Below are 17,925 nucleotides of genomic sequence, written 5' to 3' on the forward strand. Positions count from 1 at the left end.
AAAGAATTCACGCGCCCGGAGGCGGCGGCAGGAAGTGGATGTTGTGCTCGGCCGCCAGCGCCACCACAGCGTCCGGCTTCTGCTCCTTCATGTTGTGGATCGCCCAGAACAGGTCGTAGAGCCGCCGCGTCGGTGAGACCCAGAACAGCGTCTTCGTGGTCCGTCCCGACTTGTTGAAGATGCCGTGCGGCTTGCCCATCGGCAGGCGAACCAGATCGCCGGGGGTGGCCTGCGTGTCGGCGCCATCGAGGAAGAAGTCGAGCTGGCCTTCCAGGATGTAGAGATACTCGTCCTGATCGGGATGGATGTGCGGCGGCACAAAAGTATCGGGCGGGAGCGTCGCGTGCCAGGAGAAGGAATGCTCGGTGACGCTCTTCGGCACATATGTCTGGCCGAGGATGCTCCAGGTGATTCCCTGGATTCCCTCGTTGGCGCGGGTAATGCCGGCGATTTCAGTCTTCATGGTCTCGCTCCCTCTCGATTGTTATTTCGCGGGCGTGCAATCCTTGGCATAGCGATCGCCGTAGTTGGAAAACACCTTCTCGACGATCTCGGTCTGGAATTTACCGTCCGGACGCTTGGCGACCTTGGTCAGATAGAAACTCTGGATCGGATAGCCGTTGACGTTGAACTTGAAGTCGCCGCGCAGCGAAGTGAACTCGGCCTTCCTGAGCGCGGCCGAGACCGCATCTTTGTTCTTCAGATCGCCCTTCACCGCCTTCACCGCGCTGTCGATCAGCATGGCCGTATCATAGCCCTGCATGGCGTAGGTGCCGGGCACGCTGTTATAGGCGGCCTCGTACGCAGCGACGAATTTTTTGCTGTGGGGGTTGTCCATGTTCGGCGCCCAGTTGGCGCCGCCGAACATGCCGACGGCGGCATCCTGTTGCGCGGGCAGGGTCGATTCGTCGACCGTGAACGCCGACAGCACCGGGATCTTGTCGGCGAGGCCGGCCTGCCGGTACTGCTTCACGAGGCCGACGCCCATGCCGCCCGGCATGAAGGTGAACAGCGCATCGACCTTGGAGGAGGCGATCTTGGTCAGTTCGACCTGGAAATCCAGCGTGCCGAGCGGGGTGTAGCTCTCCTCGACGATCTCGCCCTTGTAATCCAGCTTGAATCCGGCCGCCGAATCCTTGCCGGCCTGATAGTTCGGCACCAGCACGTAGATGCGCTTGTAGCCGCGGTCCTGGGCGACCTTGCCGAGGATCTCGTGAACCTGGTCATTCTGGTACGAGGTCACGTAGAAGAACGGACTGCACTCCTTGCCGGCATAGCTCGACGGCCCCGCGTTCGGGCTGATCAGGAACGTCTTGTTCCCCGTCACTGGCCGGTGAATGGCCTGCAGGATGTTGGAGAAGATCGGCCCGACGACGAAATCGACCGTCTCGCGCTCGAGCAGGCCCTTGGCCTTGGTCACGGCGCCATCGGGCTTGAGTTCATCGTCGACGACGATCACCTCGACGTCCTTGCCGGCCATCTTGCCGCCGAGCTCCTTGACCGCGAGCTGGAAGCCGTCGCGGGATTGCTGGCCGAGTACGGCCGCCGGGCCAGACAAGGTCGTGATCACGCCGATCTTGATCTTCTCCTGCGCTGCGGCGGGAGCGGCGGCAAACCCCAGCAAAACGGCAAGTCCTGTCAGCTTCAACGACTGCTTCATGATTATTCCTCCGTTTGGCGGCGCTGCAGCCAAAACCTACGCTACATCAAATGCTCGGGGTGCAGCTTATTCTGACGGCGACGGCACCCGCAAGCGCAACGCATCCATGCAAGCCATGCGCCAATTGCTTGAAACTTAAAGAAATCTGGGCAATGATCCCAAGCTGAGCTCTGTTCGAGCTCGCCGAACGTTAAAACGCAGACAAGATAGGATCATGACTCTCGATTCAGAGACCAAGGCCGTCGAGCTCCCGGAGCATCATGGCGACGAACTCAGGCTGTGGCTTCGCCTCCTGACCTGCACGACCCTGATCGAGGGCGAGGTACGCAGCCGCTTGCGCGAGCGCTTCGACGTCACGCTGCCGCGGTTCGATCTGATGGCCCAGCTCGACAAGGTGCCGGAGGGCATGACGTTGTCGGATGTCTCGAAGCGGATGATGGTTTCGAATGGCAACGTCACTGGCCTCGTCGAGCGCCTGGTCGAATCCGGACATCTCGACCGCCGCACCTCGGAGGTCGACCGCCGCGTGCAGGTGATCCGTCTGACCAAGGCCGGTCGTGCCGAATTCCGCAAGATGGCGGCGGAACACGAATTATGGATCGCCGATATCTTCGGAGACCTGACGCCGAAGGATGTCCGCGAGCTAATGCGCCTATTGGCCAAGACCAAGACTTCGGCGCAGAAGTCCGCGAGGGCGCGGGACGATCGAGGCTGACACGGGAAGGGTGTCGCTGGACGCTAGTTCATCCCGCGCAGGGTCGCCGACGGCGTTTCGCCAAACTTGGCGCGATAGGCGCTTGCCATCCGGCTGAGATGTGTAAAGCCGAGCTCGAATGCGATATCGGTGATGCTGTCGCTGGGGGAGGCGATGGCCAGTCTGATGTTGAGGTGCGCGAGGCGGATGTCGCGCAGCATCTCGGAAATCGATGTACCAAAATGCCGCCGGAAGCCGAGCTGCAGCGCGCGGATGCCGGTGCCTGCGGCGGCGGCGAGCTGCGCCAGATCGAGTGGTTCTTCCGCATGCGCATGCAGGAATTCGCGCGCCCGCTGTAACGACTGCGGCAGCGCTTCGGTCCGGCCACCAAACCGGTCGATCGCGTCGCTGGCGCTGTGGCGCTGGCCGTGGAGCAAAGCACCCAACAACGTCTCGCGTATATTGGCTGCTGTTATCGGCGACAGCCGCTGCTGCGGTCCGAAGCGCTCGGCGAGATCGACGAACTCAAAAATCTGCGACTGAAGCGCGCGGCCGGCTACGGAGGAGAGATCGACCGCGGGCTCGAACTCGACCGCGCCTGCCGGTCGCCCCGATAACGCCGCGGCCCGTTGCTCGATCAGGCGGCGGTCGACCAGCAGAATGATCTGGGCGCAATTACCTTCCCAGGTCATCCGTGTCGGGATCGTCGGCGACAGGAGTGAAGCGTAGGCGCCGGGAGCGGTTGCGATGTCGCGCGAGGCGGTTTGGATCCGCGCTGAACCGTGCACGGGAATTTGCAACAGGAAGAAACGTTCGAGACAGCCGGGGTCGATTGATACCGATCCGCCATAAGCGACGTAGTTGACAGAAAATCCGCCAAAAATCGCACAGTTATGCAGCGCAAAAAATTCGGATGAGGCGCGGGTGGGCTTTAGCTCATGCGGGCAGAATATGCGTCCAATCGCGTCGGCGGCGCCATCGACGCTATCGGTCGAAACGCGGTTGAATGCCGCCAGGCGGGCGGTCGGGTCATGCCTGACAATGCTGGTGCCCGTCTCCACGGCCCGGCCCTCTGCATTATTTGAAGCCTATAATATCTTGGGGCCGGATGGTTGGGAAGGCGATTTGACGGCGACTTATGCCTGATTGGAAGGCAGCCGATCGTATCGCGCCGCAGCAATCCAAAATTCCGCGATGGGTTCGGCCGGATTCGTTTTCCGGCTAGACGGCCGTCCCGCTGCGTTAGAGCCTGCGCGAACCGTTCTGGGCCTCGCAACCACACCAACCGCGACAGAGGAGATGGCGATATGGCAGCACTCGAAAAAGGCATCACCGCCAACGGCACCGGCTACGGCGGCAAGACCTGGAATATTCTCGGTCAGGTCTACTTCCCCAAGGCCGTGACAGATTCAACCTTTGCGTTCGAGACCAACAGCGAGCCCGGTCAATTCGTGCCGGTGCACGTTCACCCCACACAGGATGAATTCATCCTGGTGCAGGAGGGCGTTCTCGATCTCAAGCTCGACGGCGTCTGGGTGCAGGCCAAGGCCGGCGACCTGGTTCGGATGCCACGCGGCATCCCGCATGGCTACTTCAACAAATCAGACAAGCCGGCCCGTGCGCTGTTCTGGGTGTCGCCGATGCAGAAGCTCGAAGCGCTGTTCGACCAGCTCCACAATCTGACCGACCCCGAAGAGGTGGTCCGGATCTCGGCGCAGCATGAGGTGAACTTTTTGCCGCCCGAGGCCAACGAATAGCTCGCTGAACTCATCCTTGTTGGAGACGTCGTCATGGTCAGCCGAAAGAAAGTCTGCGTCATTGGCGCCGGTGTATCCGGACTTGCGGCCGCAAAAGCCTTCGCCGCGCGCGGTCATCAGATCATGATCGTCGAGCGCAGCGGCGATCTTGGCGGCGTCTGGGAACCGGCGCGGTCCTATCCCGAGGTGCAAACGCAGAGCCCGAAGGATTTGTACCGCTACACCGACAAAGCGATGCCGGATTCCTATCCGGAATGGCCGAAAGGTCCGCAGGTCCACGCCTATCTGACTGAATACGCAAAGGACAACGATCTCCTCGGCGCGATCCGATTCAACACGACCGTGGTGCAAATGGATCGCCGGCCCGACTCTGCGCCGGGCTGGCGGCTCGATCTGCGTGGGCCGGACGGCCGCACCACTCCCGAAGACTTCGATTTCGTCGCGGTATGCACCGGGCAGTTCAACGAGCCGCAGACGCTCAGCCTGCCGGGCGAAGACGCCTTCAAGGCGCAGGGTGGGCGTATCCTGCACTCCTCGCAATATAACGACCCGGCGATTGCCAAAGGGCGCAGGATCGTCGTGCTCGGCGGCTCGAAGTCGGCGACCGATATCGCCGTCAACGCGGTCAATTCCGGGGCGGCCGAAGTGACGCTGGTGTACCGCGAGCCGGTGTGGCGGATTCCCTATTTCATCGGCGGCCTGGTCAATTTCAAACGCATTCTCTACATCCGCGCGCAGGAGGAGATGTTCCGGAGTTGGGGCATCGGCGCGATGTCGCGGTTCGCGCATGCGGTGGCAAAGCCGCTCGTCTGGGCCAACTGGCGCGGGCTGGAGAGCCTTCTGAAAATTCAACTCAAGCTCGGCAGATGCGACATGGTGCCGAAGGAAAGGATCGAAGACGGCGTCAACTGCTCGGTGCCGATCGCGACGCCGGGATTCTTTCCGATGGTCGCGGACAAGCGCATCAAGGCTATCAGAGGTAGTTTTGAGCGCTATGATGGCAATACGATCGTGATGACTGGCGGGCAGCGCGTCCGGGCCGACGTGGCCGTGCTCGCGATCGGCTACAAACTGGGTGTGCCGTTCCTGCCGCAGGCTTACCGAGACAGACTGGTCGATCCCGACGGGCAGTATCGGCTCTATCGGCTGATTGCCAACCCGGATCTGCCCGAAATGGGATTCGTCGGCTTCAACTCCAGTTTCTGCACGGTGTTGTGCGCAGACCTCGCCGCGAACTGGCTGGTGCGCTATGCCGATGGCCAGCTCGCCCGTCAGCCGACGCCCAAGGAGATGCGGGACAACATCGAGATGATGCTGCATTTCAAGCGCGTCGAGCGGCCGGCCGCCGGCATCTATGGCGGGCTGTGCGTCGCGCCCTATCACTTCAAGCATTTTGACGAATTGCTCGCCGACATCGGCGTATCCGGACGCCGGCGCAATCCGCTGGTGGAGAAATTCACCCCGCCCGATGCCGCCGCCTACGGCCGCTTCCTCGCCGCGGCGCCGGACTACCGGGCCGCCTGAGGGGCGAGTTCCCGGCCCGGGCACGCGGCCGTTAATCTCTGCCGTGGGAATACGCGATTCCACTCTTGATTCCACCCTTGCGAAAAATTGTTTTAAGCCTAAAATGATTTGCGAGACGGCGTTGCCGGGCGTCCTCGTTATTGATCTCGAGTCTTTCATGGATGGAGCGAGGGGAGATTGAAAATGTCAGGTAGCACTCCCAGCCGGACCCTTGGTCGGTCTCTTGGCCCGTCGGGCCACGTCGACGATTTTACGCGGCGAAATCTGCCGCCATCAGAGCAACAGCCGGATCTGCTGCTCGAACGGCCGGAATTTCAGTATCCCGAATATCTCAACGCCGCGGTCGAACTGACCGACCGGATCGTCGAAGAAGGCTGGGGCGACCGGGTCGCACTGATCGGCAACGGCCGCCAGCGCACCTACAAGGAATTGGCCGACTGGTCGAACCGCCTCGCGCATGCGCTGGTGGAGAATTACGGCGTCAAGCCCGGCAACCGCGTCCTGATCCGCTCCGGCAACAACCCCGCGCTGGTCGCGGCGTGGCTCGCGGCCACAAAAGCAGGCGCCGTCGTCGTCAACACCATGCCGATGCTGCGCGCCGGTGAATTGAGCAAGATCGTCGACAAGGCGGAGATTGCGCTGGCGCTGACCGACAGCCGCATCGCCGATGAACTGGTCGCCTGCGCGAAGACCAGCCGCTTCCTGAAGCAGGTGGTGAACTTCGACGGCACGTCCAACCATGATGCCGAGCTCGACCGGGTAGCGCTGAACAAGCCGGTCCGGTTCGATGCGGTGAAGACAGGGCGCGACGACGTCGCCCTGCTGGGATTTACCTCGGGCACGACGGGCGAGCCGAAGGCGACGATGCATTTCCATCGCGACCTCATGATCATTGCGGATGGCTATGCCAGGGAAGTGCTCAACGTTACGGAGGACGACGTTTTCGTCGGCTCGCCGCCGCTGGCCTTTACCTTCGGGCTCGGAGGGCTCGCAATCTTCCCCCTGCGCTTCGGCGCAACGGCGACGTTACTGGAAAACGCCTCGCCGCCCGAAATGGTCAAGATTATCGAGACCTACAAGGCGACGATCTGCTTTACCTCGCCGACCGCGTATCGCGCGATGCTGACGGCAATGGACAATGGCGCCGACCTGTCGTCGCTGCGGCTGGCGGTTTCCGCCGGCGAGACATTGCCGGCGCCGGTGTTCGAAAGCTGGACGGCCAAGACCGGCAAGACCATTCTCGACGGCATCGGCTCCACGGAACTGCTGCACATTTTCATTACCAACCGGATCGGCGATGCGGTGGCGGGGACGACGGGACATCCCGTGGCGGGCTACGAGGCAAAAATCGTCGACGATGACATGAACGAATTGCCGCCCGGCACCATCGGCAAGCTTGCGGTGCGCGGGCCGACCGGCTGCCGCTATCTCGCCGATGCGAGGCAGTCGAACTATGTGCGCGATGGCTGGAATCTGACGGGCGACACCTTTGTCCGCGACGCGAATGGACGACTGTCCTTTGTCGCCCGCTCGGACGACATGATCGTCTCCTCCGGCTACAACATTGCAGGGCCCGAGGTCGAAGCGGCTCTGCTCTCGCATCCTGCCGTCGCCGAATGCGGCGTGGTCGGCGCGCCCGACGAGGCGCGGGGCATGGTCGTCAAGGCTTACGTGGTTCTGGCCGGCGGCGCTGCTGCCGACGCTGCGCTGACGCAGGCCTTGCAGGATCACGTCAAGCAGACGATTGCACCCTATAAATATCCGCGTGCGATCGAATATGTCGCGCAACTGCCGAAGACCGAGACCGGCAAGCTGAGGCGCTTTGCGCTAAGGCAGATGGCCGCGGCCGGCCCGGCGTCGCCAAGCGTTGCCGCGGAATAATTTCCAACCTGATGGAGAAAAGCCGGTGACCGCCCCCAAAGGCCCCACACTGAGCGTGGTGCCTCATCCCACGACCGACACCTCACCGCCGGGCCCGCAAGTGCTGCAGCCGAGCGGCTGGCCGATGCCGAAAGGCTACGCCAACGGCATGGCCGCCGATGGCCGGCTTGTGGTGACCGGCGGCGTGATCGGCTGGGATACGCAGGGCCGCCTGGAGCCCGATTTCGTCGCGCAGGTGCGCCAGACGCTATCCAACATTTCCGAGATTCTTGCCGAGGGCGGTGCCAGACCTGAGCATCTGGTGCGCCTGACCTGGTATGTCGTCGACATCGAGGAATATCTCGCGAGCCTGAAAGAGCTCGGCCGCGTCTACCGCGAGATCTTCGGCGCGCATTATCCGGCAATGGCGCTGGTGCAGGTAGTGCGCCTGGTCGAGAAGGAAGCCCGCGTCGAGATCGAGGCGACGGCGGTGGTGCCCCGCTGAAACCCGCTTATCGGGTGTCGGCCTAGAGTATGATGAAGTTATTTGATTGCGACCACGAAGAAGGTGCGCTCCCTCTCCCGCTTGCGGGGGAGGGTTGGGGTGGGGGTGTCTCCGCGGGCGACACTGCCCGAGTGGAGAGAGCCCCCACCCGGCGCTTCGCGCCGACCTCCCCCGCAAGCGGGAGAGGTGAACCGCGTTGCGGCTAAACTCATCTAACCAAAAACATCATACTAGAGCTCTGTTCTCAGCTTCCAGAGTTCCGGAAAAAGTTCGACCTCGAGCATCTTGCGCAAGTAGGAGACGCCCGACGTGCCGCCGGTTCCGCGCTTCAGGCCGATGATGCGCTCGACCGTCGTGACGTGGTTGAAGCGCCAGCGGCGGAAATAGTCTTCGAAATCGACCAGCTTTTCTGCAAGCTCGTAGAGCATCCAGTGTTTCGCTGGCGACGCATAGATGGTCTTCCAGGCCTTCAAAACCTCGTCGTTTGGCGTGCGGTTGACGCGCCAGTCGGTTCGGCGCGCGTCTTCGCCGATATCAAAGCCATTGCGCGCCAATAGCAGCAGCGCTTCGTCATAGAGGCCCGGCTCAGCGAGAATTTCCTCGAGCTTTGCCATGATGTCGGCGCGGTGGGCGTGCGGGCCAAGCAGCGCCAAATTGCGATTGCCGGCGAGAAACTCGATCGCGCGGTACTGGTACGACTGAAAGCCCGAGGATTGCCCGAGCTGATCGCGAAACTCGGTGTATTCGCTGGGGGTCATCGTCCGCAACACATCCCAGGCGGTATTGAGCTGCTCGAAGATCCGGGCGATGCGCGACAGCATCTTGAAAGCGGGATGCAACTGGTCGTGGCGGATCGCCTTGATGGCGGAACGGATTTCGTGGATGGCCAGCTTCATCCAGAGTTCGGACGTCTGGTGCTGGATGATGAACAGCAGTTCGTCATGCGCGTCAGAGAGCGGCTCTTGCGCGTTCAGAACGCGTTCCAGATGCAGATAATCGCTGTAGGACATGCGCCCGTCGAACGACATCTGGGCTGCCTCACGCGAGGAGTCGTCGGGCTTGCCAGTCATGTTACGAGCCCCTTTTTGCGGTAATCCGCGGTATCCCAGCGGCGATTGGTCAAGACGTCGGCGATGACGTCGACCGCTGCGCGAACCTCGGCTTCTCCGATGTAGAGTGGCGTAAAGCCGAAGCGCATCATGTCCGGCGCGCGGAAGTCGCCTATCACGTCGCGCGCGATCAGCGCCTGCATGATCGCGTAGCCATCCGGGTGACGAAATGAAACCTGGCTGCCGCGCCGCTTTGCGTCCCGCGGCGAAGCCAGCGTCAGCTCGGGACAACGTCGTTCGACTTCGCGAATGAACAGGTCGCCAAGCTGGATCGATGCATGGCGCACGTCGGTCATGCTGACGCCGTCCCAGACGTCGAGGGCGGCGTCGAGCGCGGCCATCGCAATGATCGGAGGCGTACCTACCCGCATTCGCTCGATGCCCGGCCCGGGCCGATAGTCGAGGTCAAAGGCAAAGGGTGCATGATGACCCATCCAACCGGAAAACGCCGGCCGCGCCGTATCGGCGTGCTTCGGCGCAACATAGATGAAGGCCGGCGCGCCAGGACCGGCATTGAGATATTTGTAGGTGCAGCCGACGGCGAAATCGGCTTCGGCTCCTTCCAAGTCGACCGGAATCGCTCCCGCGGAATGCGCCAGATCCCAGACCGTCAAGGCGCCGGCGGCATGCGCCCTGCGCGTCAGCGCGCTCATGTCGTGCAGCCGGCCGGTGCGATAGTCGACCTCGGTCAGCATCAGCACCGCGATCGTCTCGTCGATGGCGGCTTCGACGTCTTCGGGGTCCACGACCTTCAACTCGTAGCCACGGTCGAGCGATTCAAGCAGACCGCTGGCGATGTAGAGATCGGAAGGAAAGTTGCCGCTATCCGACAAGATCACGCGCCGCGACGGATTGAGTTCGAGCGCCGAGGCCAGCGCTTGGTAAACTTTGATGGACAGCGTATCTCCCACTACCACCGTCCCGTCGGCAGCGCCGATCAACCGGCCGATGCGGTCGCCGACACGCCGCGGCTGCGTCATCCAGCCGGCGACGTTCCAGCCCTTGATGAGGTGCTTGCCCCATTCCTCCGATATCATGCGGCCGACGCGATCGGCGGCCGCAACGGGCAGGGGACCGAGCGAATTGCCGTCCAGATAGATCACGCCATCCGGGATGGCGAACAGGGATTTTGTTCGCGTGAAATCGGTCATGTCTTTCCCCGGTCCGCGCCCCCTGGAATTATTCGCGCTGATATCGATTATTTCAAGCTTGAAATTTATGGGCGGAAGGTGCGCTTCCCGGTATAGACTGGTTGCCTGCGGGCATCGATCGGACATCGGCCCGGCCCACGAGATCGAATGGAACGAACCGCGTGATTTTTCATCAGATTTCCGACTGGAACGATGCCTACGCGAATGCTCCAAACATTCCGGGCGGGGAACGCTGGCCGGCGGCGTGGGTGCAGCCCGCGCAGGACTATCGCGACGCCCTTCAAGGCAGCAGCCGCGCGACGCTCGATATCAGCTATGGCGAGCGCGCACGAAACCGCTTTGATCTCTTTAAGCCGGAAGGCCGGCCAAAGGGCTTGGTCGTCTTCGTCCATGGCGGATTCTGGAAGGCGCTCGACAAGAGCTTTTGGTCGCATCTCGCGCGCGGATCGGTTGAAAGCGGCTATGCGATGGCGATGCCCTCCTACACGCTGTGCCCGGCCGTGCGCATCTCCGAGATCACGCGCGAAATTGCCCCGGCCGTCGAGCGTGCCGCCGCGATGGTCGAAGGTCCGATTTTTCTGGCGGGCCATTCCGCCGGCGGGCATCTGGTGACGCGCATGATCTCGGTGACGTCGCCGCTCCCGGACGAAGTCCGGGCGCGCATCGGCCACACCGTCTCTATTTCCGGCGTTCATGACCTTCGTCCGCTGATGAAGGCCGCCATGAACACGGACCTTCGGATCGACGAGGCCGAGGCGCTCGTGGAAAGCCCCGCATTGCTGGAGCCGATGCCGAATGCGCGCGTAACATGCTGGGTAGGCAGCGCCGAGCGCCCGGAATTCGTCCGCCAGAACGCGCTCCTCGCCAATATCTGGACCGGGCTCGGCGCGAAAACCTGCGTGATCGAAGAACCGGGCCGGCATCATTTCGATGTCATCGACGGGCTCGCCGATCCCTGTCACCAACTCACCAGGACCTTGTTGTCGCCGTAGCCTGCTGAATTTGTGAAATGAACGGTGGTCGCGGTGGCCTTGCCACCCGGTGGTTCTGACCTGCCAATCATGCTGCTTGAAATGTCTGTACGGCCTGACGTGCACCGAGTGCGTAGAGCTTTGCGAGCGCCTCGGTGACGGCGCTGCGCATGCGAGGATCGTTACCGAGCGTGCCGAAGATGGAGCCGACCTCCAGCAGCGCGGGAGCAAGCCGCTCTGCAACCGGGCCGGCACGCTCGGCGATATCAGCCAACTCTCGCGCAAGGGGATCGCGCACGTCGATGGCGCGGCCTCGCTCGTCGGCCCCGGTGACGTAACGCATCCAGCCGGCCACCGCGAGCGCGTGGGTATCGATCGGCAGCCCCAGCCGCAGCCGATCCTGCATGGTAGCGAGCAGCCGTTGCGGCAGCTTCTGCGAACCATCCATCGCGATCTGCCAGGTACGATGGTGCAGGGCCGGGGTTGGAGAAGCGCTGCAGCAGCGATGCGCTGTAGGCTGGCAGGTCAGTGCCCTCAGGCATCGCCAGCGTCGGCGCGGCGTCTTGCATCACCTGTCGGGCAAACGCCACAAAGCGATGGTCGGTCATGGTTGCGGCGATGGTCTCAAAGCCTGCGAGATATCCGAGATAGGCGAGCGCCGAGTGGCTGGCGTTGAGCAGCCGCAGCTTCATATGTTCGAACGGCGTTACATCCGAAACCAGTTGCACGCCCGCAGCCGCAAAGTCCGGCCGTCCGGCCGGAAAGCGGTCTTCAACGATCCATTGCGTGAACGGTTCTGTGATAATGGGCCATGCGTCGATCATGCCGAGCGCTGAAGAGATCTCCGCCCGGTCGAGGTCCGTGGTCTCCGGCACGATCCGGTCCACCATGGTCGAAGGGAAGGCCACCTCGGCTTCAATCCATTTCGCGAGATTGCGCGATCGCAAGCCGGCGAACTGCGTCACGATCCGTTCGACCGTTTGGCCATTGGCGGAGAGATTGTCGCAGGAAAGAACAGTGAAGGGGGCTTCGCCCGCGATCCGCCTGCGCGCGAGCGCGGCCACCAGGTATCCGATGGCCGAACGCGGCGTGCCGGGATTCTGCAGGTCATGAACGATGTCGGGATGACGGTCGTCCAGATCGCCGGTCTGCGGCGTATGGCAATAGCCCTTCTCGGTGACCGTTAGCGAGACGATACGCGTGGCCGGGTTGGCCATGCGCGCGATCAACTGGCCGGGTTTTTCGGTGGCGACGTCGATAGCGAGAACCGAGCCGATGATGCGGTGATCGGTGCCCGCGCCGGAGCGAACAGCCAGTGTGTAAAGGTCGTCCTGCGGGGCGAGGGCATCGCGTGTCGCCGGGCTGCGCAAGCTGGCCCCGATGATTCCCCAATCCAAAGCGCCGCCCGCCAAGAGGTCATCAATCACCACCGCCTGGTGCGCCCGATGGAACGCGCCAATTCCGAGATGAACGATGCCTGGCGAGATCAGCGAGCGGTCATATGCCGGTTGCCGGATGTGGCCGGGAAGCCGAGGAAGGTTGGCGTTCGAAAGGCGGAAATTGCCGTCTTTCGGGCCGGATGGCGGGTTTTTTGCCGCTTCGCTTGACATGAGAAGCTCAATCCATCAAACTTTGGTCAATTGGTAAGGCCAATTGTCCAGATTTATTGGCCATACCCCCACCAAAGCAAGAAAAATCGATTCGCTGGGGATCGTCAGGGAGAGCCGAGCGTGCCGCTCGAAGCCGTGGAAGCGCGACGTCTTTATCGCCAGGTTGCCGATCAGCTTCGCGCCTTGATCGACAGCGGCGAATACCGCGTGGGCAGCCGTCTTCCGACCGAACGCGATCTTGCCGAACAATTGAAGGTCTCGCGGCCGACGGTACGTGAAGCCCTGATTGCTCTGGAAGTCGAGGGCCGGGTTCGGATTCGCGTCGGTTCGGGGATCTATGTCAGTGAGTCGGCGGCGCTCGCACCGCCTTTGCCATTGGCGGGCGAGATCGAAGGCCCATTCGAACTGCTGCGTGCCCGCGAATTCCTCGAAGGCGCCATTGCCGAACAGGCGGCGCGGGTGGCGACAGCCGAAGATATCGCGCGCATCGACGCTTCGCTGGAGGCAATGGCCACCGTGCAGCATCCCGGCGAAGCCTCGATGATCCATGACCGCGCGTTTCACATCGCGGTGGCAGGATGCCTCGACAACGCCGTGCTGGTCCGCGTGGTCGGTGAGCTGTTCGACCAGCGGCTCAATCCCTATTTCGCCAAGCTCGCGCATTATTTTGAAAATCCGGAATCCTGGAATGCGGCGCTGGCCGAGCACCGCGCGATCCGCGATGCCATCGCCGCGCACGATTCCGATGCTGCCCGCGTGACGATGCGCGAGCACTTGGCGCGTTCGCAGGCCCGCTTTGCGCAAAATTTCGGAGCGGAAGCTTCGTCCACCTCGCGCATCCGCGCAAGCAGCGGCTGAACAACGAGAATTCGAACGGTTCGGCGCGAATGTCGGTCCGGTTGGGTAACAAAAGCAAATTGTAACGACGGAGGAAACTCACGTGCTGAAAAAATTGACGATTGCATTCGCGGCGTCTGCTGCGGCGCTGCTGGCCGCAACCACCTCGGGCCTGGCGCAGACCAAACTGAAATGGGCCCACGTTTACGAAACCTCGGAGCCGTTCCACACCGCGTCCGTCTGGGCCGCGGGCGAGATCAACAAGCGCACTAACGGGCGCTACCAGATCGACGTCTATCCGGCTTCGCAGCTCGGCAAGGAGACCGACATCAACCAGGGGCTTGCGCTCGGCTCCGTCGACATGATCATTTCCGGCTCGAGCTTCGCCGCGAGGAGCTTCCCGCCAATCGGCGTGACCTATTATCCCTACACCTTCCGCGATGCCGATCATCTCCTGGCCTATACCAAGAGCGATGTCTTCAAGGAGCTCGCCAAGGGCTACGAGGACAAGACCGGTCATCGCATCGTGGCCGTGACCTATTACGGAGTGCGCCAAACTTCCTCGAACAAGCCGATCAAGACCTGCGCCGACATGAAGGGCCTCAAGATTCGCGTGCCCGACGTTCCGGCGTATCTGGCGATGCCGCGCGCCTGCGGCGCCAACACCGCGCCGATCGCCTTTGCGGAAGTCTACCTGGCGCTACAGAACGGCACCGTGGAAGCGCAGGAGAATCCGCTCACCACGATCGAGGCCAAGAAGTTCTACGAGGTGCAGAAGCACATCGTGCTGACCGGCCATATCGTCGATCACCTCAATACGGTTGTGGCCGGCGCGCTCTGGAAGAAGCTGTCGGAAGAAGATCGCAAAATCTTCACCGACGTCGCGCAGGAGGCGGCGGCGAAAGCCACCGCGGAAATCAAGGCCAACGAAGCCAAGCTGGTCGACTTCTTCAAGCAGAAAGGGCTCACGGTCACCGAGGTCAACAAGGATGAGTTCCGCGACACCGTGATGAAGAACGTGAGCTTCGAAAGCTTCAACTATCGCAAGGCCGATTGGGAACGCATCCAGGCGGTGAAGTGACGACGCAGTCGTCATCCCGGGGCGGCTCGGAGAGCCGAACCCGGGATCTCGAGATTCCGGGTTCGGCTCTTCGAGCCGCCCCGGAATGACGCGAGAGCCAAGTTGGGGAACAAGCGCATGTCGGCGGTTGAAGTGCACAAGCAGATCACGGCGGACGAAATCGCCCATACCTTCGAGGACGAAGTCCCCAAGGGGGCCGATCTCAGCGGATACGCGCCGGAGGACTGGCTCGCGCTGGTGATCTTCTGGATCATGGCGCTGTCCGTCTTCCTGCAGTTCTTCACCCGCTATGTCCTCAACGACAGCTATGCCTGGACCGAGGAGATCGCGACCTATTGCCTGATCGGCGTGGTCTTTATCGGCTCGGCGATGTGCGTTCGGCTGTCGCGGCACATCCAGGTCGATCTGCTGTTTCGCTATCTGCCGCATCTGCCGGCGCGCGCGCTCTCTACGCTCATCGATCTGATCCGGATCGCGTTCTTCGGCTACGCGATCAAGCTGGTCTGGCAATTCATCGAAGTCATCGGCGACGAGCGGATGACCACGATCGAGTTCCAGAAGGGCTTCGTTTACTACGCCGTGCTGCTCGGCTTCGTGCTGATGTTCGCGCGCTCGATCCAGGTCGCGGTCGAGAACTGGCGGCGCGGTTACTCCATCCTGGAGCGACCCGGCGCATTCGACGGAACGGAAGGCTGACGCCATGCTGCTGCTGCTCGGAGGATTTCTGCTGCTCATGCTGGTCGGCCTGCCGGTCGCGCTTTCGATGGCAGTGTCGTCGCTGGTCTACATTCTGGTCACCGGCATCACGCCGGATGTCACGCTGGCGCAGCGCATGATTGCCGGCGTCGAAAGCTTTCCGCTCCTCGCCGTGCCGTTCTTCATTCTGGCCGGCAATCTCATGAACATCGCGGGCGTTACGGGGCGCATCTACAAATTCGCGGTCGCGCTGGTGGGCTGGATGCGCGGCGGCCTCGGCCATGTCAATATCGTCGGCTCCGTGATCTTTTCCGGCATGTCCGGCACCGCGATTGCCGACGCTGCAGGGCTCGGCACCATCGAGATCAAGGCGATGAAGGATCACGGCTACTCGACCGAGTTCGCGGTCGGCGTCACCGCGGCATCCGCCACGCTTGGTCCGATCATTCCGCCGTCGCTACCATTCGTGATCTACGGCATGATGGCGAACGTTTCGATCGGCGCGCTGTTTCTGGGCGGCGTGATTCCGGGCGTGTTCATGACGTTGGCCATGATGGCGACCGTGGCCTATTTCGCCCACAAGAACGGCTGGGGCAGCGATACGCCGTTCTCCTGGCCGCAACTCGGCTCGGCCGCGATCGAAATCCTGATCGTGCTGGCGTTCCCGGTGGTTGTTTGGCTGCTGGTCGTCGCCGGGCTCTCGGTGAACATGGCGGTCGGAATCGGTCTCGTGGCGCTGTTGGCGCTCGACTGGTATTTCGATTTCTCCGCCGTGATGGCGCTGATGGCGCCGGTGATCCTGATCGGCGGCATGACGCTCGGCTGGTTCACGCCGACCGAAGCCGCGGTTGCCGCGGTGATCTGGTCGCTGTTCCTCGGGCTCGTGCGTTACCGCTCGATGACGCTGCAGACCGTTGCCAAGGCGACGTTCGACACCATCGAGACCACGGCATCGGTGCTGTTCATCGTGACCGCGGCCTCGATCTTTGCATGGCTCTTGACGGTGTCGCAGGCGGCGCAGACGCTGACGGATGCGATGCTCGGTATCACCCAGAACAAATGGGTGTTCCTGCTGCTGGCGAACATCCTGATCCTGTTCGTCGGCTGCTTCATCGACACCATCGCCGCGATCACCATTCTGGTGCCTATCCTGCTGCCGATCGTGCTCAAGCTTGGCATCGACCCCATCCATTTCGGCCTGATCATGACGCTGAACCTGATGATCGGTCTGTTGCACCCGCCGCTCGGCATGGTGCTGTTCGTGCTGGCCCGCGTGGCGAAATTGTCCGTCGAGCGCACCACCATGGCGATCTTGCCGTGGCTGGTGCCGCTGCTGCTGGCGCTCGTCGCCATCACCTACATCCCGGAGCTGACGCTCTGGCTGCCTAAATATATGGGACTCTCAAAATGACATCGATGGCTTTAGCCGCAACCCTGTTCGGCCCGGAAGATCTGCGCATGGTCGAGCGGCCGCTTGAGCCGCTTCGCTCTGGCATGGTGCGCATTCGTTTTGGCGCCGGCGGCATTTGCGGCTCGGACATGCATTATTACCGCCATGCCCGCACCGGCGATTTTGTTGTGACCTCGCCGCTGGTGCTCGGCCATGAGATTGCGGGTGAGGTGGTCGAGATCGCAGGCTCGGCGCCGGACGTAAAAGTCGGCGATCGCGTCGCCGTCAACCCGTCGCGCTGGTGCGGCCATTGCAAGCCGTGCCGCGAAGGCCGGCCCAATCTCTGCGAAAACATCTTCTTCATGGGCTCGGCCTCGAAGACCCCGCATATGCAGGGCGGCTTTGCGTCTTACTTCGACGCCATCCCGGCGCAGTGCGTGAAGATTCCGGACCACGTGACCTATCAGGCGGCGGCGCTCGCCGAGCCGCTCGCAGTCTGCCTGCATGCTGTCGCCCGCGCCGGGGACGTGACCGGCAAGCGCGCCGTGCTGTTCGGCGCTGGCCCGATCGGTCTCCTGACCATGCTGGCGGCGCAGCGCGCCGGGATCGCTGAAACGACCGTCGTCGACATCGCGGCGGCGCCGCTGGCGTTCGCCACGAGATTGGGCGCCAACCATGTCGTCGATATCTCCGGCGGCGAAGAGGCGCTGAAGGCGCAGGCTGCAGCGCAGCCGTTCGATGTGGCGTTCGAGGTCTCGGGCACCGCGGCGGGCTTGGCCAGCGCGATCGGTGCGGTCAGGCGCGGCGGCGTCGTGGTTCAGGTCGGCAACCTGCCGGGCGGACAGATTTCGGTGCCGGCGAATGCGGTGATGGCCAAGGAGATCGACCTTCGCGGCTCGTTCCGCTTCGGGACGGAATTCTTCACGGCGGTCGAACTGATCGCCGACGGCAGCGTGGACGTGCTTTCGCTGGTGACGGCGCAACGCCCGCTCGCGGTCGCGCCCGATGCGGTGCGGCTGGCGCTCGACCGCTCGCAGAGCGTCAAGGTCGTGCTGACCGCTTGAGCGCCATACTCATTTC

16 protein-coding genes and 1 pseudogene are annotated in these 17,925 nt (G+C 62.6%); 11 read left to right on the forward strand and 6 right to left on the reverse strand.

Going from position 1 to position 17,925, the window contains the following annotated elements:
- Positions 1 to 7: 7 nt before the first annotated feature.
- Together V1292_RS17000 and V1292_RS17005 are read right to left on the reverse strand one after the other, a co-directional pair.
- On the reverse strand, positions 8 to 463 hold the full coding sequence (locus tag V1292_RS17000) for a cupin domain-containing protein (RefSeq protein ID WP_334373877.1): 456 nt from the start codon (positions 461 to 463) through the stop codon (positions 8 to 10).
- Positions 464 to 484: 21 nt separating this feature from the next.
- Positions 485 to 1,660, reverse strand: a complete 1,176-nt coding sequence (locus tag V1292_RS17005) for an ABC transporter substrate-binding protein (RefSeq protein ID WP_334373878.1) — start codon at positions 1,658 to 1,660, stop codon at positions 485 to 487.
- Positions 1,661 to 1,874: 214 nt separating this feature from the next.
- On the opposite strand from V1292_RS17005, the gene V1292_RS17010 reads away from it, so the two are divergent.
- Positions 1,875 to 2,375 carry a MarR family winged helix-turn-helix transcriptional regulator gene (locus V1292_RS17010; protein WP_334373879.1) on the forward strand — a complete coding sequence of 167 codons (501 nt, stop codon included), beginning with the start codon at positions 1,875 to 1,877 and terminating at the stop codon, positions 2,373 to 2,375.
- Between the two features lie 23 nt (positions 2,376 to 2,398).
- Here the strand turns inward: V1292_RS17010 and V1292_RS17015 are convergent, their stop codons facing one another.
- Positions 2,399 to 3,415, reverse strand: a complete 1,017-nt coding sequence (locus V1292_RS17015; RefSeq protein WP_334373880.1) for an AraC family transcriptional regulator — start codon at positions 3,413 to 3,415, stop codon at positions 2,399 to 2,401.
- A gap of 246 nt (positions 3,416 to 3,661) precedes the next feature.
- Here V1292_RS17015 and V1292_RS17020 point away from each other — a divergent pair, with 246 nt between their 5' ends.
- The 4 genes from V1292_RS17020 to V1292_RS17035 all read left to right on the forward strand — a co-directional run bounded on the left by V1292_RS17020 (position 3,662) and on the right by V1292_RS17035 (position 8,000).
- Positions 3,662 to 4,111 carry a cupin domain-containing protein gene (locus V1292_RS17020; RefSeq protein WP_334373881.1) on the forward strand — a complete coding sequence of 150 codons (450 nt, stop codon included), beginning with the start codon at positions 3,662 to 3,664 and terminating at the stop codon, positions 4,109 to 4,111.
- A gap of 33 nt (positions 4,112 to 4,144) precedes the next feature.
- Positions 4,145 to 5,635, forward strand: a complete 1,491-nt coding sequence (locus V1292_RS17025) for a flavin-containing monooxygenase (protein ID WP_334373882.1) — start codon at positions 4,145 to 4,147, stop codon at positions 5,633 to 5,635.
- 183 nt (positions 5,636 to 5,818) lie between these two features.
- Entirely contained in the window at positions 5,819 to 7,516 is a 1,698-nt protein-coding gene (locus V1292_RS17030; RefSeq protein ID WP_334373883.1) for a benzoate-CoA ligase family protein, read from the forward strand.
- A gap of 25 nt (positions 7,517 to 7,541) precedes the next feature.
- Entirely contained in the window at positions 7,542 to 8,000 is a 459-nt protein-coding gene (locus V1292_RS17035; protein ID WP_442895530.1) for a RidA family protein, read from the forward strand.
- A gap of 230 nt (positions 8,001 to 8,230) precedes the next feature.
- Here the strand turns inward: V1292_RS17035 and kynA are convergent, their stop codons facing one another.
- Positions 8,231 to 9,070, reverse strand: a complete 840-nt coding sequence (gene kynA / locus V1292_RS17040) for a tryptophan 2,3-dioxygenase (protein ID WP_334373884.1) — start codon at positions 9,068 to 9,070, stop codon at positions 8,231 to 8,233.
- Positions 9,067 to 10,260: a kynureninase gene (gene kynU / locus V1292_RS17045; RefSeq protein WP_334373885.1), complete on the reverse strand. Its 1,194-nt coding sequence runs from the start codon at positions 10,258 to 10,260 to the stop codon at positions 9,067 to 9,069. The genes kynA and kynU overlap by 4 nt, the downstream gene beginning before the upstream one ends.
- Positions 10,261 to 10,421: 161 nt before the next feature.
- On the opposite strand from kynU, the gene V1292_RS17050 reads away from it, so the two are divergent.
- Positions 10,422 to 11,252, forward strand: coding sequence for an alpha/beta hydrolase (locus tag V1292_RS17050; RefSeq protein ID WP_334373886.1), 831 nt, complete (start codon positions 10,422 to 10,424; stop codon positions 11,250 to 11,252).
- A gap of 67 nt (positions 11,253 to 11,319) precedes the next feature.
- On the opposite strand, the pseudogene V1292_RS17055 reads toward V1292_RS17050, so the two are convergent.
- Positions 11,320 to 12,841: pseudogene (locus V1292_RS17055) on the reverse strand (mannitol dehydrogenase family protein).
- Between the two features lie 120 nt (positions 12,842 to 12,961).
- Here V1292_RS17055 and V1292_RS17060 point away from each other — a divergent pair.
- The 5 genes from V1292_RS17060 (at position 12,962) to V1292_RS17080 (ending at position 17,909) form a co-directional block, all read left to right on the forward strand.
- Positions 12,962 to 13,699: a FadR/GntR family transcriptional regulator gene (locus V1292_RS17060; RefSeq protein WP_334373887.1), complete on the forward strand. Its 738-nt coding sequence runs from the start codon at positions 12,962 to 12,964 to the stop codon at positions 13,697 to 13,699.
- Positions 13,700 to 13,781: 82 nt separating this feature from the next.
- Positions 13,782 to 14,759, forward strand: a complete 978-nt coding sequence (locus V1292_RS17065; RefSeq protein WP_334373888.1) for a sialic acid TRAP transporter substrate-binding protein SiaP — start codon at positions 13,782 to 13,784, stop codon at positions 14,757 to 14,759.
- Between the two features lie 117 nt (positions 14,760 to 14,876).
- Positions 14,877 to 15,455 (forward strand): TRAP transporter small permease, encoded by a 579-nt coding sequence (locus tag V1292_RS17070; RefSeq protein WP_334373889.1) that lies wholly within the window; start codon positions 14,877 to 14,879, stop codon positions 15,453 to 15,455.
- Positions 15,456 to 15,459: 4 nt separating this feature from the next.
- On the forward strand, positions 15,460 to 16,866 hold the full coding sequence (locus V1292_RS17075; RefSeq protein ID WP_028347458.1) for a TRAP transporter large permease: 1,407 nt from the start codon (positions 15,460 to 15,462) through the stop codon (positions 16,864 to 16,866).
- Positions 16,863 to 17,909: an L-idonate 5-dehydrogenase gene (locus V1292_RS17080; RefSeq protein ID WP_334373890.1), complete on the forward strand. Its 1,047-nt coding sequence runs from the start codon at positions 16,863 to 16,865 to the stop codon at positions 17,907 to 17,909. The genes V1292_RS17075 and V1292_RS17080 overlap by 4 nt, the downstream gene beginning before the upstream one ends.
- Positions 17,910 to 17,925 lie beyond the last annotated feature (16 nt).

The sequence above is a fragment of the Bradyrhizobium sp. AZCC 1719 genome, from assembly GCF_036924525.1.
Taxonomy (GTDB): domain Bacteria; phylum Pseudomonadota; class Alphaproteobacteria; order Rhizobiales; family Xanthobacteraceae; genus Bradyrhizobium.